This is a genomic window from Xanthomonas arboricola pv. juglandis (assembly GCF_001013475.1).
GTDB lineage: Bacteria > Pseudomonadota > Gammaproteobacteria > Xanthomonadales > Xanthomonadaceae > Xanthomonas > Xanthomonas arboricola.
Genome location: NZ_JZEF01000001.1, coordinates 1,198,259 through 1,216,411 on the forward strand (window position 1 = coordinate 1,198,259; position 18,153 = coordinate 1,216,411).

At 66.2% G+C, this 18,153-nt stretch carries 13 protein-coding genes; 7 read left to right on the forward strand and 6 right to left on the reverse strand.

Features of this window, described 5'->3' with window-relative positions:
- Nucleotides 1–153: 153 nt before the first annotated feature.
- The 3 genes from XARJCFBP2528_RS04975 to XARJCFBP2528_RS04985 are packed head-to-tail and all read left to right on the forward strand — an operon-like array spanning nucleotide 154 to nucleotide 7,876.
- Nucleotides 154–1,287 (forward strand): efflux RND transporter periplasmic adaptor subunit, encoded by a 1,134-nt coding sequence (locus tag XARJCFBP2528_RS04975; protein WP_016904781.1) that lies wholly within the window; start codon nucleotides 154–156, stop codon nucleotides 1,285–1,287.
- On the forward strand, nucleotides 1,284–4,793 hold the full coding sequence (locus tag XARJCFBP2528_RS04980) for an efflux RND transporter permease subunit (protein WP_047124412.1): 3,510 nt from the start codon (nucleotides 1,284–1,286) through the stop codon (nucleotides 4,791–4,793). Before XARJCFBP2528_RS04975 ends, XARJCFBP2528_RS04980 begins: the two co-directional genes overlap by 4 nt.
- Entirely contained in the window at nucleotides 4,790–7,876 is a 3,087-nt protein-coding gene (locus XARJCFBP2528_RS04985) for an efflux RND transporter permease subunit (RefSeq protein WP_047124413.1), read from the forward strand. The genes XARJCFBP2528_RS04980 and XARJCFBP2528_RS04985 overlap by 4 nt, the downstream gene beginning before the upstream one ends.
- A 943-nt stretch (nucleotides 7,877–8,819) precedes the next feature.
- Here the strand turns inward: XARJCFBP2528_RS04985 and XARJCFBP2528_RS04990 are convergent.
- The 5 genes from XARJCFBP2528_RS04990 to zwf all read right to left on the reverse strand — a co-directional run bounded on the left by XARJCFBP2528_RS04990 (nucleotide 8,820) and on the right by zwf (nucleotide 14,694).
- Nucleotides 8,820–9,479, reverse strand: a complete 660-nt coding sequence (locus XARJCFBP2528_RS04990) for a bifunctional 4-hydroxy-2-oxoglutarate aldolase/2-dehydro-3-deoxy-phosphogluconate aldolase (RefSeq protein WP_016902600.1) — start codon at nucleotides 9,477–9,479, stop codon at nucleotides 8,820–8,822.
- Nucleotides 9,480–9,531: 52 nt separating this feature from the next.
- Nucleotides 9,532–11,448, reverse strand: a complete 1,917-nt coding sequence (edd, locus tag XARJCFBP2528_RS04995; RefSeq protein WP_016902599.1) for a phosphogluconate dehydratase — start codon at nucleotides 11,446–11,448, stop codon at nucleotides 9,532–9,534.
- Between the two features lie 95 nt (nucleotides 11,449–11,543).
- Nucleotides 11,544–12,263: a 6-phosphogluconolactonase gene (pgl, locus tag XARJCFBP2528_RS05000; RefSeq protein ID WP_016902598.1), complete on the reverse strand. Its 720-nt coding sequence runs from the start codon at nucleotides 12,261–12,263 to the stop codon at nucleotides 11,544–11,546.
- On the reverse strand, nucleotides 12,260–13,267 hold the full coding sequence (glk, locus tag XARJCFBP2528_RS05005; RefSeq protein WP_016902597.1) for a glucokinase: 1,008 nt from the start codon (nucleotides 13,265–13,267) through the stop codon (nucleotides 12,260–12,262). The genes pgl and glk overlap by 4 nt, the downstream gene beginning before the upstream one ends.
- Nucleotides 13,264–14,694: a glucose-6-phosphate dehydrogenase gene (gene zwf, locus XARJCFBP2528_RS05010; protein ID WP_016902596.1), complete on the reverse strand. Its 1,431-nt coding sequence runs from the start codon at nucleotides 14,692–14,694 to the stop codon at nucleotides 13,264–13,266. The genes glk and zwf overlap by 4 nt, the downstream gene beginning before the upstream one ends.
- A gap of 421 nt (nucleotides 14,695–15,115) precedes the next feature.
- Between zwf and XARJCFBP2528_RS05015 the strand changes: the two genes are divergently transcribed.
- Entirely contained in the window at nucleotides 15,116–16,204 is a 1,089-nt protein-coding gene (locus tag XARJCFBP2528_RS05015) for an ABC transporter ATP-binding protein (RefSeq protein ID WP_016902595.1), read from the forward strand.
- Here XARJCFBP2528_RS05015 and ygfZ read toward each other — a convergent pair.
- Nucleotides 16,201–17,091, reverse strand: coding sequence for a CAF17-like 4Fe-4S cluster assembly/insertion protein YgfZ (gene ygfZ / locus XARJCFBP2528_RS05020; RefSeq protein ID WP_047124414.1), 891 nt, complete (start codon nucleotides 17,089–17,091; stop codon nucleotides 16,201–16,203). The two genes, XARJCFBP2528_RS05015 and ygfZ, sit on opposite strands and share 4 nt — an antisense overlap.
- A gap of 39 nt (nucleotides 17,092–17,130) precedes the next feature.
- Between ygfZ and XARJCFBP2528_RS24060 the strand changes: the two genes are divergently transcribed.
- From XARJCFBP2528_RS24060 to sdhD, 3 genes are read left to right on the forward strand one after another with little or no spacing between them, the layout of a single operon-like run.
- A complete protein-coding gene (locus XARJCFBP2528_RS24060; protein WP_162839016.1) occupies nucleotides 17,131–17,301 on the forward strand; it encodes a DUF1674 domain-containing protein in 171 nt (56 codons plus the stop codon).
- A 56-nt stretch (nucleotides 17,302–17,357) separates the two neighbouring features.
- Nucleotides 17,358–17,753, forward strand: a complete 396-nt coding sequence (gene sdhC / locus XARJCFBP2528_RS05025) for a succinate dehydrogenase, cytochrome b556 subunit (RefSeq protein ID WP_026064344.1) — start codon at nucleotides 17,358–17,360, stop codon at nucleotides 17,751–17,753.
- Nucleotides 17,750–18,136: a succinate dehydrogenase, hydrophobic membrane anchor protein gene (gene sdhD, locus XARJCFBP2528_RS05030; RefSeq protein ID WP_016902592.1), complete on the forward strand. Its 387-nt coding sequence runs from the start codon at nucleotides 17,750–17,752 to the stop codon at nucleotides 18,134–18,136. Before sdhC ends, sdhD begins: the two co-directional genes overlap by 4 nt.
- The last annotated feature ends 17 nt before the right edge of the window (nucleotides 18,137–18,153 follow it).

Below are 18,153 nucleotides of genomic sequence, written 5' to 3' on the forward strand. Positions count from 1 at the left end.
AACCGGTCCGAGTATGCCTGCGATTTGGCGCCGCGCAAACGGGGTGAATACGCGAACTTGAACAGACCATGACCTTTGGCGCATTGGCGACATGATCGTTCGGGTGGTCTACTTGCCTACAACACCTGTTCACGCATCCACTAGGACACGACGATGTCGCCACTCTCCTTCTTGCCGGGCCGCAGCGGAACCTGCGCCGCTGCATTGTTGATCACCACGAGCCTGTTATTGGGCGGCTGCAAGGCGGGAGATGGCGAGGCCAAGGCCGCCGAGGAGAAGAAAACCGTCGATGCGGTACCGGTGGAAATTGCCAAGGCCGCACGCCGTGCGGTGGCGGCCAGCTACACCGGCACCGCCGCCCTGGAGCCGCGTGCCGAAGCGCAGGTGGTGGCCAAGACTTCCGGCGTTGCATTGGCGGTGATGGTGGAAGAGGGCCAGAAGGTGTCCGCGGGTCAGGCCCTGGTTCGCCTGGATCCGGACCGTGCGCATCTGGCGGTGGCGCAAAGCGAAGCGCAGCTGCGCAAACTGGAGAACAGTTACCGCCGTGCCACCCAGTTGGTGGGGCAGCAGCTGGTCAGTGCCGCCGATGTCGACCAGCTCAAGTTCGATGTCGAAAACAGCCGCGCGCAGCATCGCCTGGCATCGCTGGAGCTGTCCTACACCACGGTGCAGGCGCCGATTTCCGGGGTGATCGCCTCGCGCTCGATCAAGACCGGCAACTTCGTGCAGATCAATACGCCGATCTTCCGCATCGTCGACGATTCGCAGCTGGAGGCCACGCTCAACGTGCCCGAGCGCGAACTGGCCACGCTCAAGTCCGGCCAGCCGGTGACCTTGCTGGCCGATGCCTTGCCCGGTCAGCAGTTCATCGGCAAGGTCGACCGCATTGCGCCGGTGGTGGATTCGGGCAGCGGCACCTTCCGGGTGATCTGTGCGTTCGGCCAGGGCGCCGAAGCGCTGCAGCCGGGCATGTTCGGGCGCATCCGCATCGACTACGACCAGCGCAAGGACGCGTTGGTGATTCCGCGCCTGGCGCTGCTGGACGATGGCGAGCCGGCGGTGTTCGTGGTGCGTAACGGCAAGGCCAGCCGGGTGCCGGTGAAACTTGGTTATGCCGAAGGCCCGTGGCTGGAAGTGCGGCAAGGGCTGAAGGAAGGCGACCAAGTGGTGACCGCCGGCAAAGTGGCGCTGCGTGATGGCACTACGGTGCAGGTCATCGGCCAGCCCGACCGCAAGCCGGTTGCGGCGGCGGCACCGGCAGCCGATAGCGACGGGAAACGCTCATGAGCGATCACGGCAACCCGCACGCACCCGTGCACGACCCGCATGCCCCCTTGCCTGGCGGCGGCGGTCTGGTGGCCTTCGCCACGCGGCGGCGCGTGACCATCGCGATGATCACCGTAACCATGCTGCTGTTCGGGCTGATCGCGCTGCGCAGTCTCAAGGTCAACCTGTTGCCGGACCTGAGCTACCCCACGCTGACCGTGCGCACCGAATACACCGGCGCGGCGCCAGCGGAAATCGAAACGCTGGTGACCGAGCCGGTGGAAGAAGCCGTCGGCGTGGTCAAGAACCTGCGCAAGCTCAAGTCGATCTCGCGCACCGGGCAGAGCGACGTGGTGCTGGAGTTCGCCTGGGGCACCAACATGGACCAGGCCAGCCTGGAAGTGCGCGACAAGATGGAAGCCCTGTCGCTGCCGCTGGAGACCAAGCCGCCGGTGCTGCTGCGCTTCAATCCATCCACCGAGCCGATCATGCGGCTGGCGCTGTCGCCCAAACAGGCGCCGGCCTCCGACAACGATGCGATCCGCCAGCTCACCGGGCTGCGTCGCTACGCCGATGAAGACCTGAAGAAGAAGCTCGAACCGGTGGCCGGCGTGGCCGCGGTCAAGGTCGGCGGCGGGCTGGAAGACGAGATCCAGGTCGATATCGATCAGCAGAAACTGGCGCAGCTCAACCTGCCGATCGACAACGTGATCACCCGGCTCAAGGAGGAGAACGTCAATATCTCCGGCGGCCGGCTGGAGGAAGGCTCGCAGCGGTATCTGGTGCGCACGGTCAACCAGTTCGTGGATCTGGACGAGATCCGCAACATGCTGGTGACCACGCAAAGCAGCAGCGGCAGCGCCGCGGAAGCGGCGATGCAGCAGATGTATGCGATTGCCGCATCCACCGGGTCGCAGGCGGCGCTGGCGGCGGCGGCCGAGGTGCAGAGCACCTCGGCGGCGTCCAGCAGCAGCATCGCCGGCGGCATGCCGGTGCGATTGAAGGATGTGGCCGAGGTCCGCCAAGGCTACAAGGAACGCGAGGCGATCATCCGCCTGGGCGGCAAGGAAGCGGTGGAGCTGGCGATCTACAAGGAAGGCGATGCCAATACCGTGTCCACCGCCGCGGCGCTGCGCAAGCGGCTGGAGCAGTTGCAGGCGACCGTGCCCGGCGATGTGGAGATCACCACCATCGAGGACCAGTCGCACTTCATCGAGCACGCGATCAGCGACGTCAAGAAGGATGCGGTGATCGGCGGCGTGCTGGCGATCCTGATCATCTTCCTGTTCCTGCGCGATGGCTGGAGCACCTTCGTGATCAGCCTGTCGTTGCCGGTGTCGATCATCACCACGTTCTTCTTCATGGGCCAGTTGGGCCTGAGCCTCAACGTGATGTCGCTGGGCGGGCTGGCACTGGCCACCGGGCTGGTGGTGGACGATTCGATCGTGGTGCTGGAAAGCATTGCCAAGGCGCGCGAGCGTGGCCTAAGCGTGCTGGATGCGGCAATCGCCGGCACCCGTGAAGTCAGCATGGCGGTGATGGCGTCCACATTGACCACGATCGCGGTGTTCCTGCCGCTGGTGTTCGTCGAGGGCATCGCCGGGCAGCTGTTCCGCGACCAGGCGCTGACCGTGGCGATCGCGATCGCGATCTCGCTGGTGGTGTCGATGACGCTGATCCCGATGCTGAGTTCGCTCAAGGGGGCGCCGCCGATGGCATTCCCGGACGAGCCGAGCCATCCGCAGTGGCAGCCGCAGCAGCGCTGGCTCAAGCCGGTGGCTGCCGGCCGGCGCGGGGCCGGCGCGAGCGTGCGCTACGCGTTCTTCGCGGTGGCGTGGGCGGTGGTCAAGCTGTGGCGCGGCATCGCACGGGTGGTATCGCCGGTAATGCGCAAGGCCAGCGACCTGGCGATGGCGCCGTATGGCCGCGCCGAGCGTGGTTATCTGGCGATGCTGCCGGCGGCATTGCGGCGGCCCGGCCTGGTGCTGGGACTGGCGGCCGCCGCATTTATCGGCACCGTGTTGCTGGTGCCGATGCTGGGTGCGGATTTGATTCCGCAGCTGGCGCAGGACCGCTTCGAAATGACGGTGAAGCTGCCTTCCGGCACGCCGCTGGCGCAGACCGACGCACTGGTGCGCGAGTTGCAGCTGGCGCACGACAAGGATCCGGGCATCGCCTCGTTGTATGGGGTGAGCGGCAGCGGTACGCGGCTGGATGCCAACCCCACCGAGAGCGGCGAGAACATCGGCAAGCTCACCGTGGTGATGGCCGGCGGCGGCAGCCCGGAAGTGGAAGCGGCGGCCACCAGGCGACTACGCAGCAGCATGGTGGACCATCCGGGAGCGCAGGTGGATTTTGCACGGCCAGCATTGTTCAGTTTCTCCACGCCGCTGGAAGTGGAGCTGCGCGGGCAGGATCTGGGCGAGCTGGAACGTGCCGGGCAGAAACTGGCGGCGATGCTGCGGGCCAATGGCCATTACGCCGACGTCAAGTCGACGGTGGAAGAGGGCTTCCCGGAAATCCAGATCCGTTTCGATCAGGAACGCGCCGCTGCGTTGGGGCTGACCACCCGCCAGATCGCCGATGTCATCGTCAAGAAGGTGCGCGGCGATGTGGCCACGCGCTACAGCTTTCGCGATCGCAAGATCGATGTGCTTGTGCGTGCGCAACACAGCGACCGCGCCAGTGTGGATGCGATCCGCCAGCTGATCGTCAACCCGGGCAGCAGCCGGCCGGTGCGTCTGGCGGCGGTGGCCGAGGTGGTGGCGACGACCGGGCCGAGCGAGATCCATCGCGCCGATCAGACCCGCGTGGCGATCGTGTCGGCCAGCCTGCATGACATGGATCTGGGCGGCGCGGTGCGCGAGGTCGAATCGATGGTGCGCAACGATCCGCTGGCCGCCGGCGTGGGCATGCATATCGGCGGGCAGGGCGAGGAACTCGCGCAATCGGTGAAGTCGCTGTTGTTCGCGTTCGGTCTGGCGATCTTTCTGGTCTATCTGGTGATGGCCTCGCAGTTCGAATCGCTGCTGCATCCGTTCGTCATCCTGTTCACCATTCCGCTGGCGATGGTCGGCGCGGTGCTGGCCTTGCTGATGACCGGCAAGCCGGTGTCGGTGGTGGTGTTCATCGGCTTGATCCTGCTGGTGGGGCTGGTGACCAAGAACGCGATCATCCTGATCGACAAGGTCAACCAACTGCGCGAGGAAGGCGTGCCCAAGCGCGAGGCCTTGATCGAAGGCGCGCGTTCGCGCTTGCGGCCGATCGTGATGACCACGCTGTGCACCTTGTTCGGCTTCCTGCCGTTGGCGGTGGCGATGGGCGAGGGCGCCGAGGTGCGCGCGCCGATGGCGATCACCGTGATCGGTGGGTTGCTGGTGTCCACGCTGCTGACCCTGCTGGTGATCCCGGTGGTGTACGACCTGCTGGACCGTCGCGCCGATGCGTACTACCTGGAGCGTGGCCGGCGCACGGCCGGCCAACGTGCGCAGGCGACCGGTAACTCCGACGGGCTGGAGGCGCTATGAGCGTTGCCGCCTTCAGCATCCGTCGGCCGGTCACCACCATCATGTGCTTCGTCTCGCTGGTGGTGGTGGGGCTGATTGCCGCGTTCCGGCTGCCGCTGGAGGCGCTGCCGGACATTTCCGCACCGTTCCTGTTCGTGCAATTGCCGTACACCGGCTCCACCCCGGACGAGGTGGAACGCAACCTGGTGCGGCCGGCCGAAGAGGCGCTGGCGACGATGACCGGCATCAAGCGCATGCGCTCGACCGCCACCGCAGACGGCGCCAACATCTTCATCGAGTTCTCCGACTGGGACCGCGACATCGCCATCGCCGCATCGGATGCGCGCGAGCGGCTGGATGCCATCCGCGACGATTTTCCGGAAGATCTGCAGCGCTTCCACATCTACAAATGGTCCAGCAGCGACGAACCGGTGCTGAAGGTACGCCTGGCCAGCCAGACCGATCTGACCGGCGCGTACGACATGCTCGACCGCGAGTTCAAGCGGCGCATCGAACGGATTCCCGGCGTGGCCAAGGTGGAGATCTCCGGCGCACCGCCGAACGAAGTGGAGATCGCCATCGCACCGGACCGGCTCACCGCGCACGACCTCAGCCTCAATGATTTGAGCGAGCGCCTGGGCAAGCTCAATTTTTCGGTGTCGGCAGGCCAGATCGACGACAACGGCCAGCGCATTCGGGTACAGCCGATCGGCGAGCTACGCGACCTGCAGGAACTGCGCGACCTGGTGCTCAATGCCAAGGGGCTGCGGTTGGCCGATATCGCGCAGGTGCGGTTGAAGCCGACGCGGATGAATTACGGCCGTCGCCTGGATGGGCGCCCGGCGATCGGGCTGGACATCTACAAGGAGCGCAGCGCCAACCTGGTGGATGTGTCCAAGGCGGCGTTGAAGGAAGTCGAGGACATCCGCGCCGAACCTGCGATGCGCGATGTGCAGATCAAGGTGATCGACAACCAGGGCAAGGCGGTGACTTCGTCGCTGGCGGAACTGGCCGAAGCCGGCGCGGTCGGCCTGTTGTTGTCGATCACGGTGCTGTTCTTCTTCCTGCGCCACTGGCCATCGACGCTGATGGTGACGCTGGCGATTCCGATCTGCTTTGCGATCACGCTGGGCTTCATGTACTTCGTCGGCGTCACGCTCAACATCCTGACCATGATGGGCCTGCTGCTGGCGGTCGGCATGCTGGTCGACAACGCGGTGGTGGTGGTGGAAAGCATCTACCAGGAACGCGAGCGCATGCCCGGTCAACCGCAGCTGGCGGCCCTGCTCGGCACGCGCAGCGTGGCGATCGCGCTCAGCGCTGGCACCTTGTGCCATTGCATCGTGTTCGTGCCGAACCTGTTCGGCGAGACCAACAACATCAGCATCTTCATGGCGCAAATCGCGATCACCATTTCAGTGTCGCTGCTGGCCTCGTGGCTGGTGGCGATCAGCCTGATTCCGATGTTGTCGGCGCGCATGAAGACGCCGCCGATGGTGAGCTCCGAGCGCGGCGTGATTGCGCGGCTGCAGCGCCGTTATGCCAAGGTGCTGGCATGGACGCTGGCCCATCGCGGCTGGAGTGTGGCCGGCATCGTGTTGGTCAGTGCGATCAGCCTGGTGCCGATGAAGTTGACCAAGGTCGACATGTTCGGCGGCGATGGCGGCAACGAGGCTTTCATCCAGTATCAGTGGAAAGGCTCGTACACGCATGAGCAGATGGGTGAGGAAGTGGGGCGGGTCGAGCATTACCTGCAGGCCAATCGCGACAAGTACCACATCACCCAGATCTATTCGTGGTTCAGCGAAGCGGAAGGCGGCAGCACCACCGTGACTTTCGACGCGGGCAAGGTCAAGGAGCTGCCTGCGTTGCTGGAACAGATCCGCAAGGCCTTGCCGCGATCGGCGCGTGCGGACTACAGCATCGGCAATCAGGGCGATGGCGGCAGCGGCAATCAAGGCGTGCAGGTGCAGTTGGTCGGCGACTCGACTCAGGCCTTGCAGGCCCTGGCCGACGATGTGATGCCGCTGCTGGCGCAGCGCAAGGAATTGCGCGACGTGCATGTGGACACCGGCGATCGCACCAGCGAGTTGGCGATCCGGGTTGACCGCGAGCGTGCGGCGGCCTTCGGGTTCAGTGCCGAGCAGGTGGCAAGTTTCGTCGGTCTGGCGTTGCGTGGCACGCCGTTGCGCGAGTTCCGCCGCGGCGACAACGAGGTACCGGTGTGGGTGCGCTTTGCCGGCGCCGAACAGAGCAAGCCGGAAGACCTGGCCAGCTTCACGGTACGCACCAAGGATGGCCGCAGCGTGCCGTTGCTCAGTCTGGTCGATGTGCAGATTCGCCCGGCCGCCACCCAGATCGGCCGCACCAATCGCCAGACCACGCTGACCATCAAGGCCAATCTGGCCAGCAAGGTCACCGTGCCGGAAGCACGCGCGGCAATGGAAAAGCCGCTCAAGGCGATGAGTTTCCCCGCCGGCTACAGCTATACCTTCGACGGCGGCGATTACCAGGACGACGGCGAAGCGATGGGCCAGATGGTGTTCAACCTGGTGATCGCGCTGGTGATGATCTACGTGGTGATGGCGGCGGTGTTCGAATCGCTGCTGTTTCCTGCGGCGATCATGAGCGGCGTGGTGTTTTCGATCTTCGGGGTGTTCTGGCTGTTCTGGATCACCGGCACCTCGTTCGGGATCATGTCCTTCATCGGCATCCTGGTGTTGATGGGCGTGGTGGTGAACAACGGCATCGTAATGATCGAGCACATCAACAACCTGCGCCGCCGCGGCATGGGCCGCACCCAGGCACTGATCGAAGGCTCACGCGAGCGCTTGCGGCCGATCATGATGACGATGGGCACCGCCATCCTGGCGATGGTGCCGATCTCGCTGACCAGCACCACGATGTTCAGCGACGGCCCGCCGTACTTCCCGATGGCCCGCGCGATCGCCGGCGGGCTGGCGTTCTCGACGGTGGTGAGTCTGCTGTTTCTGCCGACGATCTACGCAATTCTCGATGACATGAGCAACGGCGCAGCCGCGCTGGTACGACGTGCGCGCGGCGTGCCGAAGACGCCGCCGGCAAGCGTTGCGCTGGAATCGTGAGCCGCCAACCCTGCTGAAATTTCCCCGGCGTAAGGCATTCACCAGCGCATGAGGCCTTGAGTGACAAGGCGCAAAGCCCCTGTCCCGTTGGGGCGAGGAGGCGCGGCTTGCGCGCCATGGGCACGCGTTGGAGCGCCCGCGCCGCAAGCGTGGGCCGGGCGCGGGGCGCGGGGTTGGGGTGAGAGGGTACGGGTTGTCTGGGTACTGCTCAGTACACGGCTGCCATTCGCTGGCTTCGGTGAGGGCGACAGCGCGTCCGCGGACTGGCTCCTCGGCTCGGTCAGACATCCTGTCTGACTCGCCGCCGCGGCACATCCCTGTGCCGCTCTCCGCCAATCCCCGGCCGCGCTGTCGCTTCGGCGAGTCGTTTCCGCGACGTTGAGCGACGAAAAACGACAGCCGATTCAGTGGTCGATTTTTGGTGCGTGCCAATCATCCGCCACGTTCGCTGCACGTCCTCTGGACCTTGGACTTCGTAGCTCTCAGACAAACCGCCCAGATGCCAACTACTCAGAAGTGCACGGTTCCCAGCGCTCTCAATCCGCTGCCTTCAAGAGAGATGCGAAGAGGCCCCTGCCTCATTAGGCGGGGCAACGACCAAAGCTAGGTCGGGCATGCCATGCGGCAGTGGTTGCTCTCCGTTCCGCCAACACAGGAACATTCGAGAGTGGTCCGCGGGCGCCGGGGCAGGACCTTACACGACATGGCGCGTGTAAGAGTCCCCATGGATGGATTCACGGCGTGTCCTACCCCGGCGCCCGCGGGCCGCTCGCACGCATGAAACAAAGGCGCCCGCCAGCAGCCTTTCCTCAACCAAAAGCAAAGCGCCAGCAAACCGGGCTTTCCTCATTCAAAACCAAAGCGCCAGCTGATCAGCTTTCCTCAGCTATCCAGCTTTCCCGGCAACCTGGGTTCCAAGTTGCTGGATACGGCGGCCAGAGAATCAGCCCGCGCGTACCTGCCGCACGATCGCCGCCGCCTTGGCCGAGCTCTCCTTGACCTTGTCCCACTGGCCCTGCGCCAGCCAGTCCTTGGGCACCATCCACGAGCCGCCGATGCACAGCACGTTCGGCTGCGACAGGAACTCGGCCGCATTGGCCTCGCTGATGCCGCCGGTGGGGCAGAGCTTGAGTTCGGACAGCGGGCCGGCCAGGCCCTTGAGCATCTGCAAGCCACCCACGGCGGTGGCCGGGAACAGCTTGCACACGCGGAAGCCCAGGCCCATCAGGGTCAGCAACTCGGTCGGCGTGGCCGCACCGGGCACGGCGGGGATCGGCGCATCGGCGAGCAGGCGCGCCAGCGGCGCCGGCGTGCCCGGGGTGACCAGGAAGTCGGCACCGGCATCCACCGACTGACGCAGTTGCAGCTCGCTCAGCACGGTGCCGGCGCCGATCACGATATTGGGCAGCTCGCGCTTGAGCATGGCCAGCGCTTCGATCGCGACCGGGGTGCGCAGGGTCAGTTCGATCGCGGGCAGGCCGCCTTCGAGCAGCGCATCGGCCACGCGGCGCGCCTGGTCCAGCGTGTCCACGGTGACCACCGGCAGGATGCCGGCGTCGCGCAGCAGCTGTTCGGCGGTGTTCTGGGTCTGGGCAATCGTCATTTCAACTCCGTTAGACGGCGACCGCGAGGCGGTCGCGCAGAGGGAAGGGGAATCAGGCGTCCTTGGACTCGTGCGGTGCGGCGGCGGCCGCTGCATCGGCACCGAGTTCGTACTCGGCGTCGTAGCTCCACAGCGCGCCGTCCGGACGGGTCGGGCCGCAGGAAATCGAGATGGCGCCCTGGTCGGCCGGGCCAACCACCTGGCGGTTGATCGCGAACAGGTTGCGCCCCAGGTCGTTGCCCGCCACCGAGGTGTTGGGTGCGACCTCGCGCGATGCCCACTCTTCGGCCGAGACCAGCACTTCCAGCGTGCCGGCTTCGCCGTCCAGGCGCACGATGTCGCCTTCGCGCACACGCCCGATCGGCCCGCCGCGTGCGGCTTCGGGCGTCATATGGATCGCCGCCGGGAACTTGCCCGAGGCACCGGACAGACGGCCGTCGGTGACCAAGGCCACGCGCCGGCCCTGGTTCTGCAACAGGCCCAGCAACGGCGCCATCGAATGCAGTTCCGGCATGCCGTTGGCACGCGGGCCCTGGTAACGCAGCACCACCACGAAATCGTGCGGCAGCACGCCGGCGGCATGCAGCTTGTTGAGCACCTGCGGCGTATCGATCACCACTGCCGGCGCTTCGATCGTGCGGTGCTGCGGTTTGACTGCCGACAACTTGATCAGCGAACGGCCCAGGTTGCCGCGCAGCAGGCGCAGGCCGCCCTGCGATTCGAATGCGGCGCTGACCGGCCGCGCCACGCTGTCGTCGGCGGTGGTCGCAGTGCCGGGCACATAGACGACCTTGCCGTCCTGCAGGCGCGGCTCGTTGGCGTAGGCGCGCATGCCGCCTTCGACCACGGTGGGCAGGTCGTCGTGCATCAGCCCGGCGTCCATCAGCTCGCGGAACACGAAGGCGGTGCCGCCCGCGGCCTGGAAGCGGTTCACGTCGGCTTCGCCGTTGGGGTAGATGCGGGTCAGCAACGGCACGGTCTGCGAGATCAGATCCATGTCGTCCCAGGTCAGCACGATGCCGGCCGCACGCGCCACCGCAATCCAGTGGATGGTGTGATTGGTCGAACCACCGGTGGCCATCAGCGCGACCACGGCATTGACGATGGCACGCTCGTCGATCAGGCGACCGAACGGACGGAAGTCCTGGCCCAGCGCGGAGATTGCCAGCGCACGCGCGGTGCCCTCACGGGTCAGCGCATCGCGCAACTGCAGTTCCGGGTTGACGAACGAGGCACCGGGCAGCTGCACGCCCATCGCCTCGAGCAACACCTGGTTGGAATTGGCGGTGCCGTAGAAGGTGCAGGTACCGGCCGAGTGATAGGAGGACGACTCGGCTTCCAGCAATTCGGCGCGGGTGGCTTCGCCGGCGGCGTAGCGCTCGCGCACCTCGGCCTTCTGCTTGTTCGGAATGCCCGGCGTCATCGGGCCGGCCGGCATGAACAGCGCCGGCAGATGCCCGAACGCCAGCGCGCCGATCAGCAGGCCCGGCACGATCTTGTCGCACACGCCCAGGTAGACCACGCTGTCGAACATGTCGTGGCTCAGGCCGATCGCCGCGGCCTGGGCGATGTTGTCGCGCGAGAACAGCGACAGCTCCATGCCGGCGCGGCCCTGGGTCACGCCGTCGCACATCGCCGGCACGCCGCCGGCGACCTGCGCGGTGGCACCGAGCGTACGCGCGGTGTCGCGGATCAACTGCGGGTAATGCTCGAACGGCTGGTGTGCCGACAGCATGTCGTTGTAGGCGGTGATGATGCCCAGGTTGGGCGTGGCCGCACCGCGCAGGCGCGACTTGTCGGTCGGCTCGGACGCGGCGAAACCATGCGCCAGGTTGCCGCAGCTCAAACGGCTACGGAACGGACCCTCGCGCAGGGCGGCATCGAGACCGGCCAGATACGCCGCGCGCGACGGCGCGCTGCGCTTGCGGATACGGTCGGTGACAGCTTGGATGTTCGGATGCAGGCTCATTGGCTACCGGCTATGAGAAACGGGGAAGGTAATCACGCTGTTCTTTTCGTAGATACCCGCACATGGATGTGCGGGCTCTTGCGAGGGACTCGCACCTAGGCACACCAATGAACCCGCAATTTCGGGCCCGGCGGCTGCAGCGCCACGCGGATCGGATACTCGCTGACATCGTCACCGGCCAATGCAGCCTGCAGCACGTCCAGCTTCTGCTTGCCGCGCAACAGCAGCAGGCGGGTCGGGATGGTGGCCAGTCCGGCCGGTGTCAGCGTGATCCGCAGCGGCCACTGATTCGAGCCGGGGCAGCCGGTGGCATCCAGCGACGCATACGGCTGCGGGCTGGACAGCGCCTTACTCAGGTCGGTCGAGCCCGGAAACAGCGAGGCGGTGTGTCCGTCGCCGCCCATGCCCAGCACCGCCAGGCACGCAGGTTCGGCGTGCGTGGCCTGCAGGTTCGCGGTGTGCACGCACTCGGGCAACTGCTTGCCTGGGCGCACCAGCGGGATGAAGGTGGCCGCCGGTGCGTGGGTCAAAAAGCTGTGATTGACCAGCCAGGCGTTGCTGTCCTGATCCTGCGGCGAGAGCCAGCGCTCATCGACCAGGCCCACTTCCACCCGCGACCAGTCCAGCGGACGGTGGGCGAGCGATTCGTACACCGGCGCCGGGGTGGTGCCGCCTGACAGCAGCATGCGTGCCTGGCCGCGGCGCGAAATCTCCTGTTCCAGCAGGTCGGCCATCTCGCTGGCCACCGCCTCGGTCCATTCGGCCGGGTCTTCGTAGCGCACCAGTGTGATGCGCGGATTGTCCTGCAGGTTCATCGTTGCTCCCCTGGATGCTGACGCTGCGCATCCACCGCATAGGCGGCGGCGCCGAGCAGGCCGGCATGCGGGTGCATGACCGCCAGCGACGGCACCCGCGACATAATCGCGGAGAAGCGTCCCTTGTGTTCGAAGCGCTGGCGGAAGCCGGAATGCTGCAGCGAATCCAGCACCTTGGGCACCAGCCCGCCGGTGAGGAATACGCCGTCCCAGGCGCCCTGCATCAACACCATGTCGCCGGCGATCGCGCCGAAGATGGCGCAGAACAGATCGATGGTGCGCGACGAGCGCGGGTCGCCCGCCGCCGCACGCGCGGTGATGTCCTTGGGCTGCAGCGGGCCCGGGTCGACCCCGGCGATCTCGCTGAGCGCGCGATGGATGTTGACCAGGCCCGGGCCGCAGATCAGGCGCTCGTTGGAGACCCGGCCGAACTGCTCGGAAAGGATCTCCAGGATGCGGATCTCCTCCGGCGTGCCGGGCGGGAAGCTGACATGGCCGCCTTCGGTTTCCAGCGGAAAGCAACGCCCGTTGCGGATGATCAGCCCACCCACGCCCAACCCCGTGCCCGGGCCGATCACGCCGTAGTTGCGCGGCTGATCGATCGGCGCCGGCCGCCAGCTGGCGCCGCCGACCTGCACCACGTCCTGCGGGCGCAGCAGGCTGATCGCCATGGCCTGCGCGGCGAAGTCGTTGATCAGGTGCAGGGTGCTGAAGCCCAGCATCGCCGCGGTGCGCGAGCGCGAGATCACCCACGGATGGTTGGTGATGCGCGCCTCGTCGCCGTCCACGCGGCCGGCCACGGCGAACACGCCCTGGGTGGCCTGCACGCCGATCTGGTCGAGGTAATAGCGCGCGGCTTCGCCGAGCGAGCCGAAATCGACCACCGCAAATTCGCGCGAGGTGTCATCCAGAAGCGGCACCGAGGCGTCGACGTCGGCCAGCGCGAAGCGCGCATTGGTTCCGCCGATATCGGCAACCAGCACCGGCTTGGAAGGAGCGGTCATGCGGTGTGTCCCTGTGCGTCGGTGGCCGGGGGCAGGAAGGGCGCCGCGGCATCGGGGCCCCAGCTGCCGGCCGGGTAGGGCTGCAGCGGCAACTGCGCGTCTTTCCACGCATCGCTGACGCTGTCGATCCACGACCAGGCCGCCTTGACCTCGTCGTCGCGCACGAACAGCGCCGGGTTGCCGTTGAAGGCATCCACGAACAGGCGCTCGTAGGCGATGCGGCGGTGCAGGCCGGTCGGCACCGACAGTTCCAGTTCCAGCGGCTGCAGTTCGATCGCGCCCCATTCCGGGCCGGCCAGGCTACTCATCAGGCCAAGCTCGATGTTTTCCTGCGGCTGCAGCTGGAAGGTCAGGCGGTTGGGCACCGCGTTCTGCCGGTCCGGGCGCTCGAACAGCCAATGCGTCACCGGCTTGAGCGTGACCACGATGCGGGTGGAGCGCTCGGCCAGGCGCTTGCCGGTGCACAGGTGGAACGGCACCCCGGCCCAGCGCCAGTTGTCGATATGCGCGGTCACCGCGACGAAGGTTTCCACGTCGCTGCCTTCCGGCGGGTGATAAGCCTGCGCCGGCTGGCCGTTGATGCTGCCGGCGGTGTAGCGGCCACGCACGCTGTCGTGGGCGGCATGCTCGGCGGTCATCGGGCGCAGGGCGCGCAGCACCTTGACCTTCTCGTCGCGGATGCGATCGGCTTCCAGCGAGGCCGGCGGCTCCATCGCCACCAGGCACAACAACTGCAGGATATGACTCTGCACCATGTCGCGCAGCGCGCCGGAGCGTGCGTAGTAGGCGTCGCGCCCGTCCACGCCTTCGCTCTCGGCCACCAAGATCTGCACCGACTCGATGTAGGTGCGGTTCCACACCGCTTCCAGCAACGTATTGCCGAAGCGCAGGGCGATCAGGTTCTGCACCGCCGCCTTGCCCAGGTAGTGGTCCAGGCGGAACACGCGGTCTTCGTCGATCAGCGCGCCGATCGACTGCAGGATCTCGCGGGCGCTGTCCGAGTCGTGGCCGATCGGCTTTTCCAGCATCAGCCGGTGCGGCGCGGCCAGCGCACCGCCCAGGGCCAGGCCCTGGCAGGTGCTGATGTACAGGCCCGGCGGAATCGCCAGGTAGCTCACGCACTGGCGGCTGGCCAGCTCGCGTACGGCATTGGCCACCGACTCGGCATCGCGCAGATCCACCGAGCGATAGTCGACCCGCTGCAGCAGCGTTTCGATCTGCTCGGGCGTGGCGATCGGCAGCGCGGCGGCCAGGCGCGGGCGCAGGACCTCACGGAATGCCTCGGTGTCGTGCGGCGACAGCGCCAGTGCGCGGATACGGAAATCCTCCGGCAGCAGGCCATCGACGAACAATCGCAGCAGGGACGGGAAGAGATAGCGCTGGGCGAGATCGCCGGTGGCGCCGAACAGGATCAGGGTGTTGTGCATGGACCGAATTTCAGATTCTGGAGACATCGTGATCAGCAGCTGGTCGGAAAGGCGCCGGACAGCCGGCGGTCGGTATGTCTGTTCCTGAGCGACACTGGCGTGCGCGCAGCGGGGGATGGACGCGTACGCCCAATCCCCGATTGTTGCAGCAAGTGGCCGTCAGCGGTTAGCGCCGCGGCGGTAGATCTGCACATGCGTGGCCGAATGGCGGGCCTTGCACGGTAGGCTGCACCGCTTGAGGCAGCGGCTTGGGTCGGTGGCGGCATGGTCCCTCCCGAGATCGATGTTGCCATGTGAAAACGATTACATGTCAGAATAAACCAATGCATTCGTTTGCAGGAAATTTCCTTGCAGGCACATGCGGCGTCACCGCCGTCGGGAGGGCCGAGGGCAGGGCGCACAACTTACGTTGAGGCCGAAGATGGCGAAAGTGCAGTTGGAAGGTGTCCGCAAGGTCTACGAGAACGGCCAGGTCGCGGTACAGGGTGCGAGCTTCGAGGTCGCCGATGGCGAATTGATGGTGCTGGTCGGGCCGTCCGGCTGCGGCAAGTCAACCCTGTTGCGCATGATCGCCGGGCTCGAGGACATCAGCGCCGGCACGCTGAAGATCGGCGAGCGCGTGGTCAACGACGTGGCCCCCAAGGACCGCGACATCGCCATGGTGTTCCAGAGCTATGCGCTCTACCCGCACATGACCGTGGCCGAGAACCTGGCCTTCGGGCTCAAGCTGCGCGGCCACCCCAAGCAGGTCATCGCCGAGCGGGTCAACAACGCCGCCGAGCTGCTGGGGCTGACCCCGATGCTCGACAAGCTGCCCAAGGCGATGTCCGGCGGCCAGCGTCAGCGCGTGGCGCTGGGGCGGGCGATGGTGCGCGAGTCGTCGGTGTTCCTGCTCGACGAGCCGCTGTCCAATCTGGATGCCAAGCTGCGCCACAGTGTGCGTACCGAGATCGCGCAGCTGCACCGCAAGCTCGGCACCACAATGATCTACGTCACCCACGATCAGGTCGAGGCGATGACGCTCGGCCAACGCATCGTGGTACTCAAGGATGGGGTGATCCAGCAGATCGACAGCCCGATGGCGCTGTACGACCGCCCGGCCAATCTGTTTGTGGCCGGATTCCTCGGCAGCCCGGCGATGAACGTGCTGCAGGGGCGCCTGGATGAGCAGGACGGCCTGCATCTGGTCATGGCCGATGGCTGGCGCGTGCCGCTGGGTGCGGCGCGGGTCGAGCGCAGCTGGTTCGGTCGCGAGGTCATCGTCGGCGTGCGTCCGGAGCATCTGCAGCCGTCAAACGACGCCGCGCTGGGCTTTGACGCGCGTATCGATGTGATCGAGCCGGTCGGCAACGAGATCTTCCTCAATCTCGACCGCGGCGGCCAGCCGCTGGTGATCCGGGTCGCGCCGCAGGCCCTGCCGGCGGTGGGGGAGCATCTGCGCCTGGCACTGCGCAGCGAGGCGCTGCACTTCTTCGACCCGGCCAGCGGCGAACGGCTGGCGCTGGCCTAGCGCGCCAGCCCCTGCACGAATGCAAGCGGGCGGGCGGCATGCGCGCCCGCCTGCAGCACGGCGTCGGCCTCCAGGGTCAGCTCCAGCGGCAGCACCGCCAGCGCGAGATCGCCCGCCACGCTGACCAGCGTGCCGACGGTGGCATCGCCCAGCAGCACGGCCTGGCCCGCCTCGGCCAGCGCATCGCTGCCAACGGCATCGACCTGCAGCAGCTGCAGCGCACGCTTGGCCTTGCCCAGAAAATGCGTCCGCGCAACGATCTCCTGGCCCGGGTAACAGCCCTTTTTGACGCTGAAGGCCTGCAGGCGATCCAGCGCCAGCTGCTGCGGCGTCCACTGCTCACGTTGCGCATCGGGCAGGCGCGCCAGCCCCAGTTGCAGGTCCGCACGGCGCCACTCGGCGTCCATGCGCGGTACTTCGATAGGTGCGATCAATGCCTCATCGTTCGCCAGCAACATCAGCGTGCGCGGCAGGGCAGGGCTGCCCAAGTCCAATTCGATACGCTGCGTTCCGATATCGGCCTGCGCGCCCTGGGCGCGGGCGGGCGCGGTAAGGCCGCCAAACGCCAAAAGCGCCGCCACGCCGATCTTGAGCTTGCGTCGGAACACAAAACGGCCGAGTTGCGTTGCGATCTCGGCCGCATTGCCATCGGGCAACAGCATCAGCAGGTGGGTGTCGTCCTCACGCAGGAGTGCGAAGATGGCGATTACGCGCCCTTTTGCCGTCAACCACGCATTCCATTGCCACTGCCCGACCGCCAGCGCCTGTACGTCGTTGGCAAATTGCGCATGCGCGAACGCCACTGCATCCGTCCCGATCAAGCGGACGTATTGCATGTCGTGCAGGGAGCCAAAACCCTGTGGAATAAGATTCAGGTTGTCAGCCATGGAAGGGGAGGACTAAAATCGCAACGTTGTGAGACCACTATGATAGGCCATCCAACCCCCACCCCAGCGCAGGATTCCGAGACGCAGCCTTCTCCTCAGGAGCATCTTCCCGAGAAGCAGCCACTGCCGAAGGAAATTGGTGGACGCGACGGCCCCGAGCCAACGCGCTACGGCGACTGGGAAAAAAATGGACGCTGCATCGATTTTTGAGCAGCTTCTAGCCACAGCGGCCTAGTGCCGCCCAGCCGAGAAAACGAGCCCAGCGAATGGCGATCCGCGAACGTCCTCTTTCCCCGCATCTCCAGGTGTACCGCTGGCAGATACAGATGGTGACCTCGATTCTCAATCGAGCCACCGGCATCGTACTGTCCATCGGCGCGCTGGCGATTGCCGCCGCCTTGCTGACATTGATGCTCGGCCCCGACCACTGGAATTGTTTCCGCGAACACGCAGGCGCCTGGTACGGCCAGGTCTTCCTGTTCGGCTGGACCTGGTGCTTCGCGTTCCACCTGTTCGGTGGACTGCGCCACATCATGCAGGACTTCGGACAGGGCTATGCAGTGCGCTCGTTCGTCAGTCTTGGCTGGTTGTCGCTGATCCTGAGCTTCGTGCTCACCGCTGCGATCTGGGCCTATGTATTGCTGGCCGGAGGTGCCGTATGAACCGCTACCGTACCCCGCTGAAGAATGTGCGTGGCCTGGGTGCCGCCAAGACCGGCACCGAGCATTTCGTGGTGCAGCGCCTGACCGCCACCGCCCTGGTGCCGCTGTCGATCTGGTTCCTGATCTTCGTGCTGAGCCTGATCGGTGCCGATCACGCTGCGGCCAGCGCCGCCGTGGCCAAGCCCTGGAACGCGATCCTATTGGTCGGCTTCCTGATCGCCTCGTTCTGGCATGCGCAGCTGGGCATGCAGGTGGTGCTGGAAGATTACGTGCACAACTCGCTGCTCGCGCTTGCTGCGCAGACCATCGTGCGCTTCGTCGCCGTGCTGGGCGCCATCGTCAGCGTGTTTGCCGTGGCGCGTATTGCGCTGGGCATCAGCTGAGTCGTCCGCGACCAAAC

Excerpts from the sequence above, each read along its gene's own strand:
- XARJCFBP2528_RS05015 (WP_016902595.1), top strand. The coding sequence starts at position 15,116 with ATGGCGAAAGTGCAGTTGGAAGGTGTCCGCAAGGTCTACGAGAACGGC.
- XARJCFBP2528_RS04980 (WP_047124412.1), top strand. The coding sequence starts at position 1,284 with ATGAGCGATCACGGCAACCCGCACGCACCCGTGCACGACCCGCATGCC.
- XARJCFBP2528_RS04985 (WP_047124413.1), top strand. The coding sequence starts at position 4,790 with ATGAGCGTTGCCGCCTTCAGCATCCGTCGGCCGGTCACCACCATCATG.
- sdhC (WP_026064344.1), top strand. The coding sequence starts at position 17,358 with ATGGCGATCCGCGAACGTCCTCTTTCCCCGCATCTCCAGGTGTACCGC.
- pgl (WP_016902598.1), bottom strand. The coding sequence starts at position 12,263 with ATGAACCTGCAGGACAATCCGCGCATCACACTGGTGCGCTACGAAGAC.
- XARJCFBP2528_RS04975 (WP_016904781.1), top strand. The coding sequence starts at position 154 with ATGTCGCCACTCTCCTTCTTGCCGGGCCGCAGCGGAACCTGCGCCGCT.
- glk (WP_016902597.1), bottom strand. The coding sequence starts at position 13,267 with ATGACCGCTCCTTCCAAGCCGGTGCTGGTTGCCGATATCGGCGGAACC.
- edd (WP_016902599.1), bottom strand. The coding sequence starts at position 11,448 with ATGAGCCTGCATCCGAACATCCAAGCTGTCACCGACCGTATCCGCAAG.
- ygfZ (WP_047124414.1), bottom strand. The coding sequence starts at position 17,091 with ATGGCTGACAACCTGAATCTTATTCCACAGGGTTTTGGCTCCCTGCAC.
- zwf (WP_016902596.1), bottom strand. The coding sequence starts at position 14,694 with ATGCACAACACCCTGATCCTGTTCGGCGCCACCGGCGATCTCGCCCAG.
- XARJCFBP2528_RS04990 (WP_016902600.1), bottom strand. The coding sequence starts at position 9,479 with ATGACGATTGCCCAGACCCAGAACACCGCCGAACAGCTGCTGCGCGAC.
- XARJCFBP2528_RS24060 (WP_162839016.1), top strand. The coding sequence starts at position 17,131 with ATGATAGGCCATCCAACCCCCACCCCAGCGCAGGATTCCGAGACGCAG.
- sdhD (WP_016902592.1), top strand. The coding sequence starts at position 17,750 with ATGAACCGCTACCGTACCCCGCTGAAGAATGTGCGTGGCCTGGGTGCC.